At 64.3% G+C, this 16,902-nt stretch carries 15 protein-coding genes; 12 read left to right on the top strand and 3 right to left on the bottom strand.

The annotated features are described in order from the left end of the window. Positions 1–103 precede the first annotated feature (103 nt). The 9 genes from IQ35_RS02825 to IQ35_RS02785 all read left to right on the top strand — a co-directional run bounded on the left by IQ35_RS02825 (position 104) and on the right by IQ35_RS02785 (position 9,516). The gene (locus tag IQ35_RS02825) at positions 104–940 is read left to right on the top strand and encodes an enoyl-CoA hydratase/isomerase family protein (RefSeq protein WP_145071917.1); all 837 of its coding nucleotides are present in this window, start codon (positions 104–106) and stop codon (positions 938–940) included. Between the two features lie 39 nt (positions 941–979). Further along, complete coding sequence (locus tag IQ35_RS02820; RefSeq protein WP_021246041.1) at positions 980–2,161, top strand: acyl-CoA dehydrogenase family protein; 1,182 nt, start codon at positions 980–982, stop codon at positions 2,159–2,161. A 14-nt stretch (positions 2,162–2,175) separates the two neighbouring features. After that, positions 2,176–3,318 (top strand): acyl-CoA dehydrogenase family protein, encoded by a 1,143-nt coding sequence (locus IQ35_RS02815; RefSeq protein WP_021246042.1) that lies wholly within the window; start codon positions 2,176–2,178, stop codon positions 3,316–3,318. Positions 3,319–3,340: 22 nt separating this feature from the next. Then, positions 3,341–4,144 carry an enoyl-CoA hydratase/isomerase family protein gene (locus tag IQ35_RS02810; RefSeq protein ID WP_021246043.1) on the top strand — a complete coding sequence of 268 codons (804 nt, stop codon included), beginning with the start codon at positions 3,341–3,343 and terminating at the stop codon, positions 4,142–4,144. Then, complete coding sequence (locus IQ35_RS02805) at positions 4,141–4,980, top strand: alpha/beta fold hydrolase (protein WP_145071916.1); 840 nt, start codon at positions 4,141–4,143, stop codon at positions 4,978–4,980. The genes IQ35_RS02810 and IQ35_RS02805 overlap by 4 nt, the downstream gene beginning before the upstream one ends. A 134-nt stretch (positions 4,981–5,114) precedes the next feature. Next, complete coding sequence (locus IQ35_RS02800; protein ID WP_145071915.1) at positions 5,115–7,229, top strand: acetate--CoA ligase family protein; 2,115 nt, start codon at positions 5,115–5,117, stop codon at positions 7,227–7,229. Positions 7,230–7,239: 10 nt separating this feature from the next. Further along, positions 7,240–7,623, top strand: a complete 384-nt coding sequence (locus IQ35_RS02795; RefSeq protein ID WP_021246046.1) for a Zn-ribbon domain-containing OB-fold protein — start codon at positions 7,240–7,242, stop codon at positions 7,621–7,623. Continuing rightward, positions 7,620–8,774 carry a thiolase gene (locus IQ35_RS02790; protein WP_145071914.1) on the top strand — a complete coding sequence of 385 codons (1,155 nt, stop codon included), beginning with the start codon at positions 7,620–7,622 and terminating at the stop codon, positions 8,772–8,774. Before IQ35_RS02795 ends, IQ35_RS02790 begins: the two co-directional genes overlap by 4 nt. Before the next feature lie 100 nt (positions 8,775–8,874). Further along, entirely contained in the window at positions 8,875–9,516 is a 642-nt protein-coding gene (locus IQ35_RS02785; protein WP_158636569.1) for a TetR/AcrR family transcriptional regulator, read from the top strand. On the opposite strand, the gene IQ35_RS02780 is transcribed toward IQ35_RS02785, so the two are convergent. From IQ35_RS02780 to IQ35_RS02770, 3 genes are read right to left on the bottom strand one after another with little or no spacing between them, the layout of a single operon-like run. Then, the gene (locus IQ35_RS02780) at positions 9,491–10,048 is read right to left on the bottom strand and encodes a nuclear transport factor 2 family protein (RefSeq protein WP_021246049.1); all 558 of its coding nucleotides are present in this window, start codon (positions 10,046–10,048) and stop codon (positions 9,491–9,493) included. The genes IQ35_RS02785 and IQ35_RS02780 overlap by 26 nt on opposite strands. A 1-nt stretch (position 10,049) precedes the next feature. Continuing rightward, the gene (locus IQ35_RS02775; protein WP_145071913.1) at positions 10,050–11,093 is read right to left on the bottom strand and encodes an acyl-CoA dehydrogenase family protein; all 1,044 of its coding nucleotides are present in this window, start codon (positions 11,091–11,093) and stop codon (positions 10,050–10,052) included. Next, the gene (locus tag IQ35_RS02770) at positions 11,090–12,250 is read right to left on the bottom strand and encodes an acyl-CoA dehydrogenase family protein (protein WP_021246051.1); all 1,161 of its coding nucleotides are present in this window, start codon (positions 12,248–12,250) and stop codon (positions 11,090–11,092) included. Before IQ35_RS02770 ends, IQ35_RS02775 begins: the two co-directional genes overlap by 4 nt. Positions 12,251–12,740: 490 nt before the next feature. On the opposite strand from IQ35_RS02770, the gene IQ35_RS02765 reads away from it, so the two are divergent. The 3 genes from IQ35_RS02765 to IQ35_RS02755 all read left to right on the top strand — a co-directional run bounded on the left by IQ35_RS02765 (position 12,741) and on the right by IQ35_RS02755 (position 16,890). Further along, positions 12,741–14,072 carry an amidohydrolase family protein gene (locus IQ35_RS02765; RefSeq protein WP_021246052.1) on the top strand — a complete coding sequence of 444 codons (1,332 nt, stop codon included), beginning with the start codon at positions 12,741–12,743 and terminating at the stop codon, positions 14,070–14,072. A 198-nt stretch (positions 14,073–14,270) separates the two neighbouring features. Beyond that, complete coding sequence (locus IQ35_RS02760) at positions 14,271–15,494, top strand: amidohydrolase family protein (protein ID WP_236614798.1); 1,224 nt, start codon at positions 14,271–14,273, stop codon at positions 15,492–15,494. A 106-nt stretch (positions 15,495–15,600) separates the two neighbouring features. Next, positions 15,601–16,890: a spinster family MFS transporter gene (locus IQ35_RS02755; protein WP_021246054.1), complete on the top strand. Its 1,290-nt coding sequence runs from the start codon at positions 15,601–15,603 to the stop codon at positions 16,888–16,890. Positions 16,891–16,902: the final 12 nt, after the last annotated feature.

Raw genomic sequence — 16,902 nt, 5'->3', positions numbered from 1 at the left:
AAGTCCAACTGCCCGGGCGAAAGGAACACATACATGTTAAGCCTGTTAGTGACGATATACTACGGCCCATGGCAACAATAGATGCGACCTTCTGGGCGCGTTAATGGACGCGCCGACAATTTGGCGGCATGGTGACCGGGTGAACGACGCAACTGTAAAACAATCAATTGAAGATGCCGTCCTTCAGGAGAAGGTGGGTGACGCGGTCGTCTTGACGCTGCATGCGCCGGCATTCCGAAATGCCTGCTCGACGGAGATGCGCGAAGCTCTGTTGGCGCATCTGCAGGACGCGGCATCGGATGAGTCCTGCCGCTTCATCGTGCTGACGGGGGCCGATGGTCATTTCTGCTCCGGTGGGCGGCTCCCCCCCGACATGAAGCCGGATCCGGAAAGGACCCGGCGCAACGTGGCCGTGCTGCACGACATCGTGCGCATCCTGTACCGGGGGCCCAAGCCGACGATCAGCGCGGTGGAGGGTTTTGCCTTTGGCGCGGGCATGTCCCTCGCGCTAGCCTGCGACTATCTGGTGGCCGGCGACGGCGTGCGCTTCTGCGCCTCCTTCGGCAGGGTGGGGCTGATGGCGGATGCGGGTCTTGCCTGGACGCTGCCGCAGCGGATCGGCGCCGCACGAGCGCGCGACCTGCTTTTGTCCGGTCGCGAAATGCGGGGTGAAGAGGCGCGAGCCGTCGGACTTGTCGACGAACTGGTGCCAGCGGGGGAGGCGCTCGAAAGGGCGCTGGCCTCCGGCCAACGCTATGCCCAGACGGCTCCGCTCTCGCTCGCGGCGACGAAGCGGGTGCTGGGGGGCGGCCATAACTCGCTGGACGCCGTGCTGGCGGCAGAATCCGAGGAACAGCCGCGACTCACCTTGTCGCAAGATTATGCGGAAGGGCGTGCCGCGTTTCGTGAGAAGAGAGCGCCGGTCTTTCGCGGGCTTTGAGCAACGCGCGAGCCGAATAGGGAGTGACGACGAGTGGACTTGTCCATCGATGATAAGGTGCAGGCGCTGCGCCAGGAAATTCGGGCATTCTTCGCGAAGAACCTGCCGCCCGAATTTGCCCGCAAGACGCTGGCGGGCGACAAGCTGACCAAGGAAGAGCACAAGCAGTGGCATGCGCTGCTGCGCGAGAAGGGCTGGCATGTCCCGCTCTGGCCCAAGGAGCATGGCGGTCCCGGCTGGGGACCGATGGAGCGGTTCATCTGGGAAGAGGAATCGGGCATGGCGGGCGCACCGCGCCTGAACCATGTGTCGCAGGATCTTTTGGGCCCGGTGTTGATCGAGTTCGGCACGCCGGAGCAGAAGGCGGAACTTCTGCCCCGCATCCTGTCCAGCGAGGACTGGTGGTGCCAGGGCTTTTCCGAGCCGCAGGCGGGGTCCGACCTCGCGAACCTCCAGATGCGGGCGGTACGCGACGGGGACGATTATATCGTGACCGGGACCAAGCTGTGGACCAGCTATGCCCATGTCGCCAACAAGATTTTCTGTCTCGTCCGCACGTCCACCGACGGGCCGAAGCAGGCGGGCATCTCCTTCCTCCTGATCGATATGGAACAGCCGGGCGTCACGGTGAGTCCGATCTACACGCTGGGCGGCATGTTATCGGTCAACGAAGTGCAGATCGACGAAGTGCGCGTTCCCGTGACCAACCTGGTCGGCCGCGAGGGCGGAGCATGGGACATCACCAAGTTCCTGCTGGGCAATGAGCGGCTGATGGGCGCGTGGATCGGCGTGAACATGGCCTTTGCGCGGCAGGTGCGCGAACGTCTGGAGCAGGTCGGCCCCGACGGCCGCAAGCGCAGCGAGAATGCCGTGCTGGCGCAGCGCGTGGCGGAGGTCGAGACCGATCTTGTCGCGCTTCGCTACACCACCTATCGCGTGTTGGCGGACGAACTGTCGGGCAAGGCGCCCGGACCGGAAGTCTCCGTCATCAAGGTGCGCGGCGGCGAGATCATGCAGAATCTGACCGAACTGCTGATGGAAATGGCGGAAGCGGAAGGCATGGTCCATCCGCTGACCATGCCGCATGACGGCTTGCCGGTCGTGCCGTTCGAGCTGGAGCATATGGCGCAGCAGTTTTTCGACAAGCGCAAGCTGACGATCTATGGTGGCAGTTCGGAAATCCAGCGCAATATCATCGCGCGGCGCCTGCTGAACGTCTGACAGGAACGCAAGCAATGGACTTCAATTACGACGATAACCAGCGGATGCTGTTCGACATGGTCGACCGCTTCCTCACCGACAAGCATGATCTGGTGAAGCGCGAGGCGCTGCTGAAGGACCCGGCGGCCGAGGCGGCGCTGTGGCGGGAAATGGCCGAGCTGGGCCTTATGGGCGCGGCCTTTCCGGAAGAGGTCGGCGGCTTCGCGGGCTCGTCCGCCGATAGCTTTGTGGTGATGGAGCGGTTCGGGCGGCATCTCGTGACCCAGCCTTATCTCTACACCGCCGTGATCGGGGGCCGCCTGCTGATCGAGGGCCTGTCGGGCGATGCCCGGCAGGATGCGATCGGACCGGTGATCGCGGGCGAGCGCCAACTGGCGCTTGCCGCGGGCAGCACGCACATGCTCCGCAGCGCGGAGGACACCAGCTTCACGGCTGCGGCCGATGGTGCGGGCTGGACCATTTCAGGCCGGATGCCTGTGGTGCTGAACGGCGACCGCGCCGACCGGCTGATCGTCGCGGCGCGCACGTCCGGCAGCACGGGCGAGCGGGAGGGCGTGACGCTGTTCCTGGTCGATGCCGATGCGCAGGGCGTTTCGCGCCGCAGCTTCCGCATGATCGACGCCTTCGGAGCGGCGGAAGTGGTGCTGGAGAATGTCGCCGTGGGCGGCGAGAATGTGCTCGGTCCGGTCGATGGCGGTGTGGCGCTGGTCGAATTGGCGCTCGATCACGGTGTCGCGGCTGTCTGTGCGGAGGCGATCGGCGCGATGGAATATCTCATCCCCGCGACCGCCGAATATACCCGGACCCGCATCCAATATGGCGCGCCGCTGGCCAAGTTTCAGGTGCTTCAGCACCGCATGGCCGACATGTACATCCAGACGCAGACCGCCAAATCCATGGCGCTGGTCGCGGCGATGTCGCTGGACGGCGACGCGGTCGAGCGCCAGCGCATGATTTCGGCGGCGAAGGTGCAGGTGGCGCGCTCGGGCAAATATGTGGGCTATCAGGCGGTTCAACTGCACGGCGGCATGGGCGTGTCGGAAGAACTGGATATCGGCCATCACTATATCCGCCTGAACGTCATCAATCAGTTGTTCGGCGACTCTTCCTTCCATCTCGCACGCTTCGGCGCGCTGGCCCGGCCCGTCGCGGCCTGAACCGATCTTGCGGAGACATTTAATGGCATTTGATTATTCGCGCTTCGACCTCATCAAGGTAGAGCTGGACGGCGCTGCGCTGCGCATCAAGCTCAACAATCCCGAAAAGCGCAACATCATCACCGATCCGGTGAACGAGCAGCTTGCAGACGCCTTCCAGGCGGCGAGCTTCGACAATCGCGTCCGCGTGGTCGTGCTGTCCGGCGAGGGCAAGTCCTTCTGCGGCGGCGGCGATTTCGCCCAGATGAAGCGCAAGGTCGACGATCCGGGCCTGTTCTTCAAGGGCCTCTGGGGATCGCGCCGGATCGTCAATGCGGTGCTCGACTGCCCCAAGCCGACCGTTGCCAAGCTGCACGGCCATGCGATGGGTCTGGGCGCGACGCTGCCGCTGCTGTGCGACCTCGTCATCGCGGTGGACGATACGAAGATCGCCGATCCCCACGTCAATATCGGCCTTGTCGCAGGCGATGGCGGCTCGCTGATCTGGCCGCAGCAGATGGGCTATGCCAAGGCGCGCAAGTTCCTGCTGCTGGGCGAACCGATTCTCGGCAAGGAAGCCTCCGATCTCGGCCTGATCGCCGAATCCGCGCCGACTTTCGAGGCGATGGAGGAAATCGCCGAGCGCTGGGTCGCCAAGCTCGCGAACGGCGCCAGCAACGCGATCTACGGCACCAAGACCGCGATCAACATGCCGCTGCGCCAACTGGCCCAGCCGATGATGGACCTGGGTATGGCCTATGAGGGGCTGTCGAACATCAGCAAGGACCATGCAGAGGCGATCGACGCGATCTTGGAAAAGCGCGCGCCGACGTTCACCGGCGAATGACGCACTGGTTCACGGGCGGCGACGGCCAGAGATTGGCCGCCGACCTCTATGGTCCGGAGGACGGAACCCCCGTGCTGCTGATCGGCGGCATGGGGCAGACACGCCATAGCTGGCGTCGTGTCGCGCTGCGTCTGGCCGACAGCGGACGGCGCGCCATCACTCTGGATTTTCGCGGTCATGGCGAAAGCGATCGCGCGCCGGACGGGGATTACGGCTATCCGCGGCAGGTCGCCGACATAGCGGCGGTAGCGGGCGCGGTCGGCCGGCCCATGGTGCTGGTCGGCAATTCGCTGGGCGGGAAGATCAGCCTGGCGGCGGCCGGCAGCGCCGGGCCGGAGGTGGCGCTCGCGGTCGCGCTGGTCGATGCCGTCCCGCGTTCGCGTCCCGATGGGATCGCCACCGTCGCCCAGTCTACGCAAATCTCCTCCGATGGCTTTGCTTCCCCGGACGAAGCCGCGGCCCAGCTCGCGGCGGCGCGTGGCCAGACGGTCGCGCCGGGCGCGGGCGAACGTCTGCGCCGGAACATGCGGCAGAGCGAGGATGGCCGCTGGCACTGGCATTGGGATTCTGGCTATCGCGATCCGCGGCACCGGATCGGGCTTGGCGCGGGCAGCGCCTATCTCGAAACGGTGGCGCCCAAGGTGACGGTGCCCGCGCTGCTCGCCTGGTGCGAGTTGAGCGAGGTCGTCGATGCCGATGGGGTCGAAGCGTTGCGCGCGCTGATCCCCCAACTGGAGGTCGAAGTGATTCCGGGCGCGCGCCACATGCTCGTCGGCGATGAAAACGACATATTCGCCGACGCGCTGATGCGGTTTCTCGATCGCATCGGCGCATGATCATCGCCGCCAACATATAACTGAACGCGTCAGGCGGGCCGGGCAATCCGTATGTGATCGATTGGGTCACGCACTTGTCAGGCTCCGCCGCTGCTGAAAGCAGGGCGCAACTGCCATTCAGATGGGAAAATACCGTGCTTGACAGCTTCTTCACACCCCAGAGCATCGCCGTTGTCGGAGCTGCGGACGATCCGTCGAAGATGCGCGGCAAGCTGCTCAAGATCGCGCTGAACAGCGGCCACAAGGGGCCGATCTACCCGGTACATCCCAAAGGCGGCATCATTCAGGGCAAGCAAGGCTATACCAGCCTGACGGAGATACCCGGCGGGGTCGAGCTGGTGCTGATCGCCACGCCCGGCGCGACCGTGCCGGGCGTGATCCGTGAAGCCGTGGCGGCGGGTGCCAAGGCGGCGGTGATCTTGTCTTCCGGGGTGGACATGCTCGAACTGGCCGATGCCATTGGCGATAGCGGGCTGCGCTACATGGGGCCGAATTGCGAAGGCTATGTCTCGCTCGACGGCGCGGCGGCGACATTCGCGGCGGTGGCGGACACGGCGCTGTCGGAGGAGCGCCCCGCGCTGCGCCCCGGCCGCAAGGTGTCGATCGTCTCGCAGAGCGGGGGCTTGGGTTTCGCGCTGTTCGGACGCGGCATCAAGGAAAATCTCGATTTCCATGCAATCGTGACGACGGGCAATGAAGGCGATCTCGAAAGTCTCGACTTCGTCGACCATCTGCTCGACGAGGGCGAGAGCGGCGTCATCGTGATGTTCATCGAGGGGCTCAAGACCCCCGCCCGCTTTGCCGAAGTGGCGGGCAAGGCGGCGGACAAGGGCGTGCCGATCGTCATCATGAAGGTCGGCCGGTCGGAAGCGGGGCAGCGCGCCGCCGTATCCCATACCGCGCACCTGACCGGCGCCGACACAGCCTATGACGCGATGTTCGAGCGTTATGGCATCATCCGCGTGTTTGACCAGGAGCAGATGCTGTCCGTCGCAGCGGCCTTGGCGCGTTTCCCGCATGTGCCGGTGAAGAAGGTGGGCGTTATCTCCACGTCCGGCGGCGCGGGCGCCTGGGCGGCGGACCTGTGCGGAACCGCCGGGCTTGACGTGCCGGTGCTGAGCGCGCCGCTGCAAAAGGACTTGTCCGAATGGATTCCCGATTTCGGGTCCACCGCCAATCCGGTGGACGTGACCGCCAATGCCGTGGAGTCCGGCGGCGGGCCGCTCGTCAGCGTGCTGGAGCGTTTGCAGCAAAGCGAGGAGGTGGATGCGTTCATCGTCAATATCGGCCTGCATTCGCCAGGCCGCATCCAAAAGCTGGGCGAACGGCTGGGGCCGGTCTTCGCCAACGCGACCAAGCCGATTCTGTTTACCTCGCACATCCTGCCGAGCGACGAAAATATGGCCGCGCTGGCCAGCCTGGGGGGACAAGGCTTCCACAGCTACACCGCCTGCGCCTCGGCGCTGGACGCCATCGGCCGCTATGCGGCGTTCCAGAGCAAGTGGAAGGCGCGCCCGCCCGTTGCGCCCGCCGATGCGCCCAAGCTGCGCGATCTGAAGCCCGGCGTGCTGGACGAGGCGGACACCCGCGCGCTGATCGACGCCTATGCCATTCCCGTTCCACCGACCGCACTGGCAAGCGACCGCGACAGCGCGGCGCGCGACGCGGCGGCGATGGGTTTTCCCGTGGTGCTGAAGATCCAGTCGCCCGACATCTCCCACAAGACCGAGGCGGGCGGCGTGAAGCTGGGCGTGGGCGCGGGTGAGGTGGAAGCGGCGTTTGACGAGATCATCGCCAACGCCAAGGCTTATGATCCGGCTGCACGGATCGAAGGCGTGCTGATCCAGAAGATGATGCCCAAGGGTCATGAACTGGTCATCGGCGTCATCCGCGACGCCGATTTCGGTCCGCTGGTCATGCTGGGATCGGGCGGCATTTATCTGGAGGTGTTGAAGGATGTGGTGTTCGCGCCGCCGCCGATCTCGCCGGAAGAAGCCAAGCAGCTGATCCTCGGCCTCAAGACCGCGCCGATCCTCGCCGGCGTGCGGGGGCAGAAGCCCGCGGATATCGATGCGCTTGCCGCGCTCGTCTCCCGTGTGGCGGAACTGGCCCGCACCGAAACCGGCATCGAGCAGATCGATTTCAACCCCGTGTTCGTCTATCCCGAGGGCGAGGGCGTGGTCGCGGTAGACGCGCTGGCCGTGGCGGTCGATCCCAATGGCATGGCGGCAGGCCACGGGCATCATTAAGGACGATCCGATGGTAAAGACCGTGCATCCCGAGGCGGAATATGCCGCCTATCTGGCGGAAGGCCGTTTCATGGTGCAGCGGTCGGCATCGACGGGCGCCTACGTCTTCTTCCCGCGAATCGCGCAGCCCGGCACAGGCCTCGCGGATCTCGAATGGGTGGAAGCGTCGGGCGAGGGCACGGTCTATTCCTTCACCGTCATCCGCAACAAGCCGCCGACGCCCGATTATGTGATCGCGCTCATCGACCTGGCGGAAGGCGTTCGCATGATGAGCCGGCTGGTCGATTGCGATCCCGCCACGATCGCTATCGGCATGGCGGTCAAGGCACGGGTCGGCGAGGTGGACGGCGCGCCCGCCGTGCTGTTCGCGCCTGTCGAGGGAGGCGCGGCATGAGCGGTTTTCCAAGGGGGCGCACCGCTATCGTCGGCACCGCGGTCCTGGGCATCGATTCCAGGCCGGGTTTCTCCGCCATGGAGCTGCTGGCCAAGGCATCGTTGGCCGCCATTGCCGACGCCGGTCTGACGCCGGCCGACATCGACGGGGTGTTTTCGACCCTTTCCGAAGATCCGTTCAGCGCAATGAGCGTGCCCGAATATCTCGGCATTCGCCCCAAAATGGTCGAGACGACCCGCACGGGCGGCTCGGCGTTCCAGATTCAGGCCATGTGGGCGGCGCTGGCGCTGGACGCCGGGCTCTGCGACGCGGTCCTGATCTGCTATGGGAGCAACCAGCGGTCGGGCGCGGGCGGTCTGGTCCGCAGCGGGGGCACGCCCTTTCCCTATGAGGCGCCCTATAAACCGCGCAACCCGACGACGGCCTATGCGCTCGCGGCGCAGCGCCACATGCACCAATATGGCACCACCCGCGAGCAGTTGGCCGAGGTGGCCGTGGCGGCGCGCAAATGGGCGAACCTCAATCCCGACGCCTTCATGAAGGGCGATCTGTCGATCGACGATGTGCTCGGCGCGCGCATGGTGTCCGATCCGCTGACGGTGCGCGACTGCTGCCTCGTCACGGATGGCGCCGCCGCCGTGGTGATGACCCGCGCCGACCGGGCGCGCGACCTGCCGCAGAAGCCTGCCTATCTGCTGGGCGCGGCCAACGCCACCTGGCACCGCAACATCTCCGCGCTCGCTGACCTCACAGTGACGGCCGCGACCGAGGCGGCCCCGCGCGCTTATGCCCAGGCGGGGGTCGCGCCGGCCGACATCGATGTCGTCGAACTATACGACGCCTTCACGATCAACACGATCCTGTTCCTGGAAGATCTGGGCTTCTGCCCCAAGGGCGAGGGCGGGCGCTTCGTGGCGGACGGAGCCATCGCGCCGGGCGGAAGATTGCCGGTGAACACCAATGGCGGCGGTCTGTCCTGCGCCCATCCCGGCATGTACGGCCTGTTCACCATGGTCGAGGCGGTGACGCAATTGCGCGGGCTGGCGGGCGGGCGTCAGGTGTCGGGCGCGAAGCTGGCGCTGTCGCACGGCAATGGCGGTGTGCTGTCAAGCCAGGCGGTGACGATCTTCGGGACCGATGAGGTGCTTTGAGCGGCCCGGACGGATCGGCGCGCCTCTGGCTCATTGATATTTGAACATTGACTTGGCATCTGAGGTCGTCTTTTTTGCGGCCCTTCAAAGGGGCGGCGGCGTGAAACGGATCAATAAGCAGGGGCAGGCGCTCGGGCGCAAGGGTGAAGAAAGCAGGCGGCGGTTGCTCGACGCCACGCTTTCCCTGATCGCGGTCGAATCAGTGCATAAGCTGAGCGCGAGCAAGATCGCGCGCGCGGCCGGGATGGCCTCGCAAAGCTTCTATCTCTATTTCAAGGATATAGACGAAGTCCTGCTCATTCTCGCGCAGGAGGCGGCCGAAGAGTTGGCGGAGGTGGCGGCGGTGCTCCGCGATGCCGCTCCCGGCACACCGCCGGAAATATTGAGCAGGACATTCATCGAAAGCTATACCGCCTATTGGGAGCGGCACCGGCCGATCCTGAACGCGCGGAACTACATCGCCGACAGCGGTAATATCGATTTCCTCAAGGTCCGGCACGAAGCGACAATGCCGATCATCCACGCAATTGCCGACCGGATCAAGGCTGCTCAGCCCGGCGGGAGGCTGACGAAGGCATCGGCCCAGTCGCGCGCGGTGATCATCTATGTGTCGATGGAGCGGATGGCCGCCCGTTCCCGTGCCGTACAATATAATGTCGAAGATGCCGGCAATGAAGACTTGCTGCGCGCGGAGGTCGACATTCTCGCGCTGCTGTTCACACCGGTGGCAGACCGAGGCTGACGCGCATCCGCACGATGGCATCGTCGGCGTCGCGGCGTCCTTCGATGCGGGCGGCGGCCGGCGGGTCCAGCGCGGGATCGGCGGCTGCGCTCAGCACATGGTCGATGACGAAGGTTCGCGTGGCGATCCGCCAGCGCCGGTCGCCGCGCCGTTCGAAACGGTCGCCGTAGCGGACACGGTAAACCCGATCGACAGTCCGCCCGTCCGCCCCGGCGGGCGGATGACGCTCCAACGCGATGCACCAGCTTTCGACAAAGGCGGTGTCCGTATCCACGAAGTCGATGAGAATGTTGGTGACCATGTGGGACGCGTTGGGCACCCCCGGATGGCGCGCGGCGACGTTCGCCACAAATTCCGCCACCGGATAGGGGGTTCCGGTCTTGTCTATCAGCGCGTCGGCATGAAAGACGCGGTCCATCAGCGCGTCGGGCTGGATGCGGTCGATCGCGCCGCAATAGCGGTAGAGGACGTCGCTGATCTGCAAACGATCTGCGATCCGCTCGGCAGACCAGTCGTCCCCTGATGCGCTCATCTCAAGCGGCTCCCGGCAGTCCGGCGTCGGAAACAGCGGGCCAGAAGGTTTCGCGCGTCAGTCCCGCGAAATTGCCTGCCAGCGCCCGGCGCCAGTGCAGCACGCTGCCATAATCGTCGCGCCAAGCCATGAGGCGGCGGGTGCGTGAATTCAGCGCATATTCGAGGCTGAAGCCCATAGCGCCGTGGACCTGATGCGTGATGAGGATCGCCGCATCGGCGGCATCGCCAAGACGCGAGCGGGCGGCGGCGGCCAGGCTGGCGTTCAGCCCTTCGGCCGCGGCTTCGGTAATACCCGCGGAGGCCAGCACATGATCGGCCAGTTCGGCGAGCATCTGCTGGACCGCCTGGAACTTGCTGATCTCCCGCCCGAACTGCTTGCGCTCGCCGGCATATTCCACGCTGCGGCGGAATGACCATTCGATGGCGCCCAATATCTGCGCACCGCGTAGAATGGAGGCGGTGCGCAGCAGCGCGTCATAGTCCCCCAGCGTTGCGGAAACGACCGGGATGGACGCTGCGGTCAGCGTGTCGCGCGGCTCGCCCGCCGCATCGGAAACGGGCGTTACAGTCCATCCGTCTGCCTGGGTGAGGAGGAGGCGCGCGCCGCTGTCGGAGCGCGCGACCACAAGGACATGGCTGACCGCTTCAGACCAGGGCACGTCGTGAATCGCCGCGTCTCGCCACTCGGTTTCGCCCTCGGCCGGAATGGCGGAATCGTCGACGAACACCAGGCTTAGCAGGCCGTCGGTCAGGTCGATGCCGGCATCGGCCAGCAGCCGTTGACCGAGCATGGTTTCCAGCAGGGGCCCCGGCGCGGCGGCTTCACCGGCGGCGCGCAGGATGACGGCGGCGTCGCCTACGCTCGCGCCTATGCCTCCCTTGTCTTCCGGCACCAGCATCAGGGTGATGCCATTTTCCACGAGCGCGTCGTAGAGGGAAGAAGGCAGGCGCCGCTCCTCGGCGGCGTCGATCGCCGCCTTGTCCAGCGTGTCGGCCAGGATGCGCTCAACGGTTTCCCGGAAAAAGGTACGATTTTCGCTCATCTCAGACCGATCCCCCTGGCGATGATGCCGCGCAGGATTTCATTGGTGCCGCCACGGATCGTGAAGGCAGGGGCATATTGCTGGGCGTGGATCAGGAGCGCCTTGAGGCGTTCCGCCCGTCCGTTCGAGATCAGATCCTCGGCGCTGACGATGTTACGCACTACCCGGACGGCTTCCTGCTCGAACTTGGTGCCCAGATCCTTGACGATCGACGCCTCGACATTGGGCGACTGGCCCTGCTGGATCATGCTTGCGACCGACATGGAAAGCTGGCGCAGCGAAAGGAGATGCGAGATCAGGCGGCCCAGCTCCTCCAGGCTCGCGGCCCGCGCGTCGGGGCCGAGCACGTCCACCAGCTCGCTGATCAGGCGGAAACTCGACAGCCACCGCTCCGGGCCCGACCGTTCATAGGCAAGCTCGGCCGACACCTGGTTCCAGCCATTGCCTTCCTTGCCGATCAGCGCGTCGTCGGGGACGACGACATCCTCCAGCAGTACTTCGTTGAAGTCGTGCTCGCCCGCCATCGAGATGATGGGGCTGATCGTGACGCCGGGCGCGGCAAGGTCCACGATGAGCTGGCTCAGCCCCGCATGACGCGATCCTTCCACCGTGGAAGTGCGCACCAGCACGATCATATATTGGGCGCGATGCGCGTTGGTCGTCCAGATCTTGCGGCCGTTGATGCGCCACCCGCCATCGACCTTCTCGGCGCGGGCCTTGAGCGAGGCGAGGTCGGAGCCCGATTCGGGTTCGCTCATGCCGATGCTGAAGGTCAGATCGCCCGCGGCGATCTTCGGCAGGTAGAACCGGCGCTGCTCGTCCGTGCCGAATTTGAGGAGCACGGGACCGGACTGACGATCGGCGACCCAATGCGCGCCGACCGGCACGGCGGCGGCCAGCAGCTCCTCGTTCATCACATAGCGTTCGAGCGCCGAGCGTTCCTGTCCGCCATATTGCCTGGGCCAGGTAAGGCCGATCCAGCCCTTCGCGGCGATGCGCTTCGTCATCTCCCGGTCGAAGCCGAGGCCGATGCGGTGGGGCGGGGGAAGGCGGCCGCTCGAGCGTTCCTCCGCGATGAAGGCGCGGACTTCCTGCCGCAGCGTCTCCGCTTCCGGTGTAAGCGTGGGAAGTTCGAGGTGCAGGCTCGTTGCCGTCATGTCCGCCTCCGGCGATTGGCGGCGGCAATGGGATCGATCATCATCGTTCCTTGAAAATCACGAATGTGCGCGGGCGTTATGGCGGGTGATCGAGGCAGTGCAACGCCGCGGCCCTATTCATCACGTCTCTGTTGGGATCATCCTCCTGTCATGGACCGGCCGTCATGGGGCGAGTCTCTCATCAAGGTTCGCGAACTGCTGGCGGTGATTCGCGAAAAAGGCTATGCTTTACTTGCGGCATGGTGACTCGGGGGAGGCGCATGCGCGAAGTGATGCGATAGGGGGAAGAGGAACTTGCCGCGGCATCATTGAACCAGCTCAAAGGCCGTACTGGACCTGGGGTTCATATAAGGCAGGGGGCGATCCGCTGCCCCTCGCGATCATGCGGGCGCGCCCTGAGGCAGCATAAGATGATTTTGGGCTTTACTTGATGCCGCGATTGGCGTAAAAAAATGACACAGTGTATGTTATTGTCCGAGGAGAGAATGCCATGAAGCTCGAAGATATGATCATCGTGAGCGTGGACGACCACATCGTCGAGCCCCCCACGATGTACGACCAGCACCTCAGTGTTCAGCATCAGTCGATCAAGCCGGAACTGCGCAAGGACAAGAATGGCGCGGATTACTGGCTATACGAGGGCAAGCGCACCGGATCGATCGGCCTGAACGCGGTTGTCGGCCGCATGAAGGAGGAATATGGTTGCGAACCCGTTTCCTTCGAGCAGATGCGCAAGGGCGCGTGGGACATCAATGCCCGCATCGACGACATGGATGCCAACGGCATTCTCTCCTCGCTTAACTTCCCCAGCGTCGTCACGTTTGACGGCGGCCTTTTCCACGAGTTCGAGAACAAGGCGAACGCGCTCACGCTGCTGCGCGCCTATAATGACTGGCATATCGACGAATGGTGCGGCAGCCATCCGGGTCGCAACATTCCGTTGGCGCTCGTGCCCTATTGGGACATCAAGGCGACCGTGGAGGAACTGCATCGCGTGTCGAAGAAGGGTTGCCACGCCATCACCTTCAGCGACAATCCGTCGCTCAAGGGCCAGCCCAGCATCCATAACGAGCATTGGGATCCGCTCTGGAAGGCCTGCGCCGACCTCGACATCGTCATCAACATCCACATCGGTTCGGGCGCGCAGGCGCCGCACGCCTCCATGGAATCGCCGATCGATGCCTGGATCACGACGATGCCGATCTCCATCGTCAATTCGGCGGCGGACTGGCTGCACCTCAAGGCGTTGCAGCAATATCCGTTGAAGGTCTCGCTGTCGGAAGGCGGCATTGGCTGGATTCCGTATTTCCTGGAACGTGCCGACTTCGTGCATGAGCATCACAAGGCGTGGACCCATGCCGATTTCGGCAAGAAGAAGCCGAGCGACGTGTTCCGCGAACATTTCCTCACCTGCTTCATCGATGATGCCTTCGGCCTTGAGAATCTGGACAAGATTGGCGAGGACAATGTCGCCTATGAATGCGACTATCCGCATTCCGACACGGTATGGCCGGAATCGGGCGACCGGCTTTTCGAAACGCTCGGGGGGCTCACCGACGTGCAGATCGACAAGATCAGCCACGGCAATGCGCTGCGCCTGTTCAATTTCGATGCGTTCGGCATGATGGGCGGGCGCGACAAGTGCACCGTCGGCGCGCTGCGCGCGGCAGCGGCGGCGAAGAAGGTCGATACCAGCCTCCAGTCCTTCGGCGGCCCCGCGCCGCTGGCGCCGGGCGAAAAGCCGCGGCCTGTGACTTCGGGCGACATTACGCGCATGTTCACTGAAGTCGCCAAGGAAGACGGCGTGCAGCAGGCTGCCTGATACGGCGGCACGCACGTAAAGCCGCCCGCTGCATGCATGTGATGTTTCCCTCGGTGGGGCAGCGTTTAATGCGGCGGGCGGTATAGAGCGTGATCGGATTTGGCGTGCGGCTGCCGACACGCGGCGATCTGTGCGAAAATATTTTGCAAAGCTTGGCCTTCGAACGCAGGCAAGCGAATTGCTCAAGAGGAGAATATCATGGCGGTTCAGACTGTTATGGAGAGAACCAAGGAAACGAGAGACCTTGGTTATCCGGTATACGATGCCGATGGGCATTATTATGAAACAATGGACACGTTCCGGCGCCACTTGCCCAAGAAGTTTCATAAGGACTTCCAATATGTGCAGGTCGACGGCCGGACCAAACTGGCCATCAACGGCCATATCAGCGAATATATTCCCAACCCGACCTTTGACGTGGTCGCCGCGCCCGGCACCCATGAAATCTGGTATCGTGGTGAAAACTGGGAAGGCAAGACGCTGCGCGAGCTGACCGGCGACGCGCTTGCCTATCAGTCGGAATTCTCGAACCCCGAGACCCGCCTGAAGCTGCTCGACGAGCAAGGCGTCCACGCGCAACTGATCTTCCCGACGCTGGCGTCGGTGATCGAAGGTCATATGGGCAATAATATCGAGCTGATGGCGGCATGTGTCCACTCGCTCAACGCCTGGGTCGCGGATGATTGGACCTTTGCCTATAAGGACCGTCTGTTCCCCTGCGCCTATATCTCGCTGGCCGATGTCGACCTGGCGTGCGAAGAGCTGGACTGGGCGCTTCAGCATGGCGCGCGTCATGTCCTGATCCGTCCCGCGCCGGTGCCGGGCCTGTTCGGCCCCCGCTCGCCGGGCCTGCCGGAATTCGACAAGTTCTGGGCCAAGGTCAACGAAGCCAATATCTTCGTCGTCCTCCATGTGTCCGATTCCGGCTATGACCAGATTTATCGCTGGTGGGGCAGCGGCGCGAAGGAAATGCTTGCCTTTGACCGTTCCGATCCGCTCAAGGCGTGCATCGACAGCCAGGGCCGCGCGATTGCCGACATGATCTCGGCGCTGATCGCCCATGGCGTGATGAGCCGCTTCCCCAACATCCGCTGGGTGTCGGCGGAAAATGGTTCGATCTGGGTTCCGCACCTGATGAAGATGCTGCACCGCGCCTATGGCCAGATGCCCCACAGCTTCGAGAAGGATCCGGTCGAGATTTTCCAGCAGTGCGTCTATGTCGCGCCCTATTATGAGGAAAATCTCAACGAACTGAAGGTCCACGTCCCGGCCGAACGCATGTTGTTCGGCAGCGACTGGCCGCACCCGGAAGGCCTGAAGCTTCCGCTCGACTTCCTGAACGAGGTCAAGGACTTCAACCCTGCCGAGCAGCAGATGTTCATGAGTTCCAACCTCAAGGGCCTGCTTGAGGGCAAGCGTTGAGCGTAACGGCGCTTCAGCACAGTTAAAGCATGGCGGCCGGACTGATGTCCGGCCGCTTTCGATTCGATGCGACGCCGGAAAAGCCGGCGCAAGGGGGGAGCGTGCCATGTCCAAGCCGATCGGAGAGCGCGGGGCGCGCGCCTTTTTCCAGCGGCCCTATCCGGTGCTCGCGCTGCTGTTCCTGATCTACATGTGCAATACCATGGACCGGAACATCGTGGCCTTCCTGGCGGAACCGATCCGCCGCGACCTCAATCTGAACGATACGCAGCTGGGGCTGTTGACAGGTCTGGCCTTCGCCTTCTTCTACACCATATTCGGCGTGCCGGTCGGTTGGCTGGCGGACAGGGTGGGCCGCGTGCTGACCATTTCCGTCGCCTGCGTCGTCTGGTCGGTCTGCTCCATGATCGGCGCTGTTTCGGCCAGCTTTTCGCATCTCGCTATCGCGCGGGTCGGCGTGGCGATCGGCGAGGCGGGCGGCACCGCGCCTTCCTATGCCCTTATTGCCAGCAAATTCCCGCCCGAACGGCGCGGCAGCGCGCTTGGTCTTTTCCATGTGGCGTCGCCCGTGTCGGCCTTTATCGGCGTCGCTCTTTCGGCCTGGGTTGCCGCCAACTTCGGATGGCGCATGGCGCTGATCGCGGTGAGCCTGCCCGGCCTGTTGGCGGCCGCCGCGCTGTTTCTGCTGGTGCGGGAGCCGAAGCGGCCGGAAATCGTCGAACATGCCGGGCCGCCGCCGTCGCTGCTGGCGTCCTTCGGCGATTTTCTCCGCCATCCCGTGTTGCGCCTGTGTTTCATCTTCGCAGGACTCACCTCCTGCACCAGCCACGCGCTGATCTCCTGGCTGCCCTCCTTCATGATGCGCGTCAAAGGCATGACGCTGCTGGAGATGAGCGCATGGTATTCGGTCTGCAACGCGGTTGCTTTCGGACTTGGCCTCTGGCTGGGCGGCGTCATGGGCGACCGGCTGTCCCGCTACACGCCCCTTGCCTATGCCTTCGTGCCGGCGGTCAGCCTCGCCATCGCCATGCCGTTCGTCCTATTGGCGGTCCATGCGGAAAGCTGGACGGCGTCGCTGCTGCTCTGGATGGTGCCCCTGTGCATGTCCGGAACGTTCCTGGCGCCGGCGATCGCGATCGTCCAGGCCTATGCCCGGCCGGAGCAGGCCACCGTCTTCGGATCGATCTACCTGCTGGCGAACAATCTTGTCGGCGCCGGGCTGGGACCCCTTTACGTCGGCACCGTCAGCGATGTCTTCAAGCAGAGCCATGGAATGGAAGCGCTCGCTTTCGGGATGCTCGCGCTGCTTCCGGTGATGGCCATCGCCATCGCCGGCCAGTTGCTCATCGCGCGCGCGATCGGCCGCAACAGGGCGGCTTTCGCCAAGTCCGCCTGAAATACCGGATGC

Source organism: Sphingobium wenxiniae, from assembly GCF_007830065.1.
GTDB lineage: Bacteria > Pseudomonadota > Alphaproteobacteria > Sphingomonadales > Sphingomonadaceae > Sphingobium > Sphingobium wenxiniae.
Note: the sequence above shows the minus strand (reverse complement) of the source record. Positions and strands in the feature narration are given on the sequence as shown.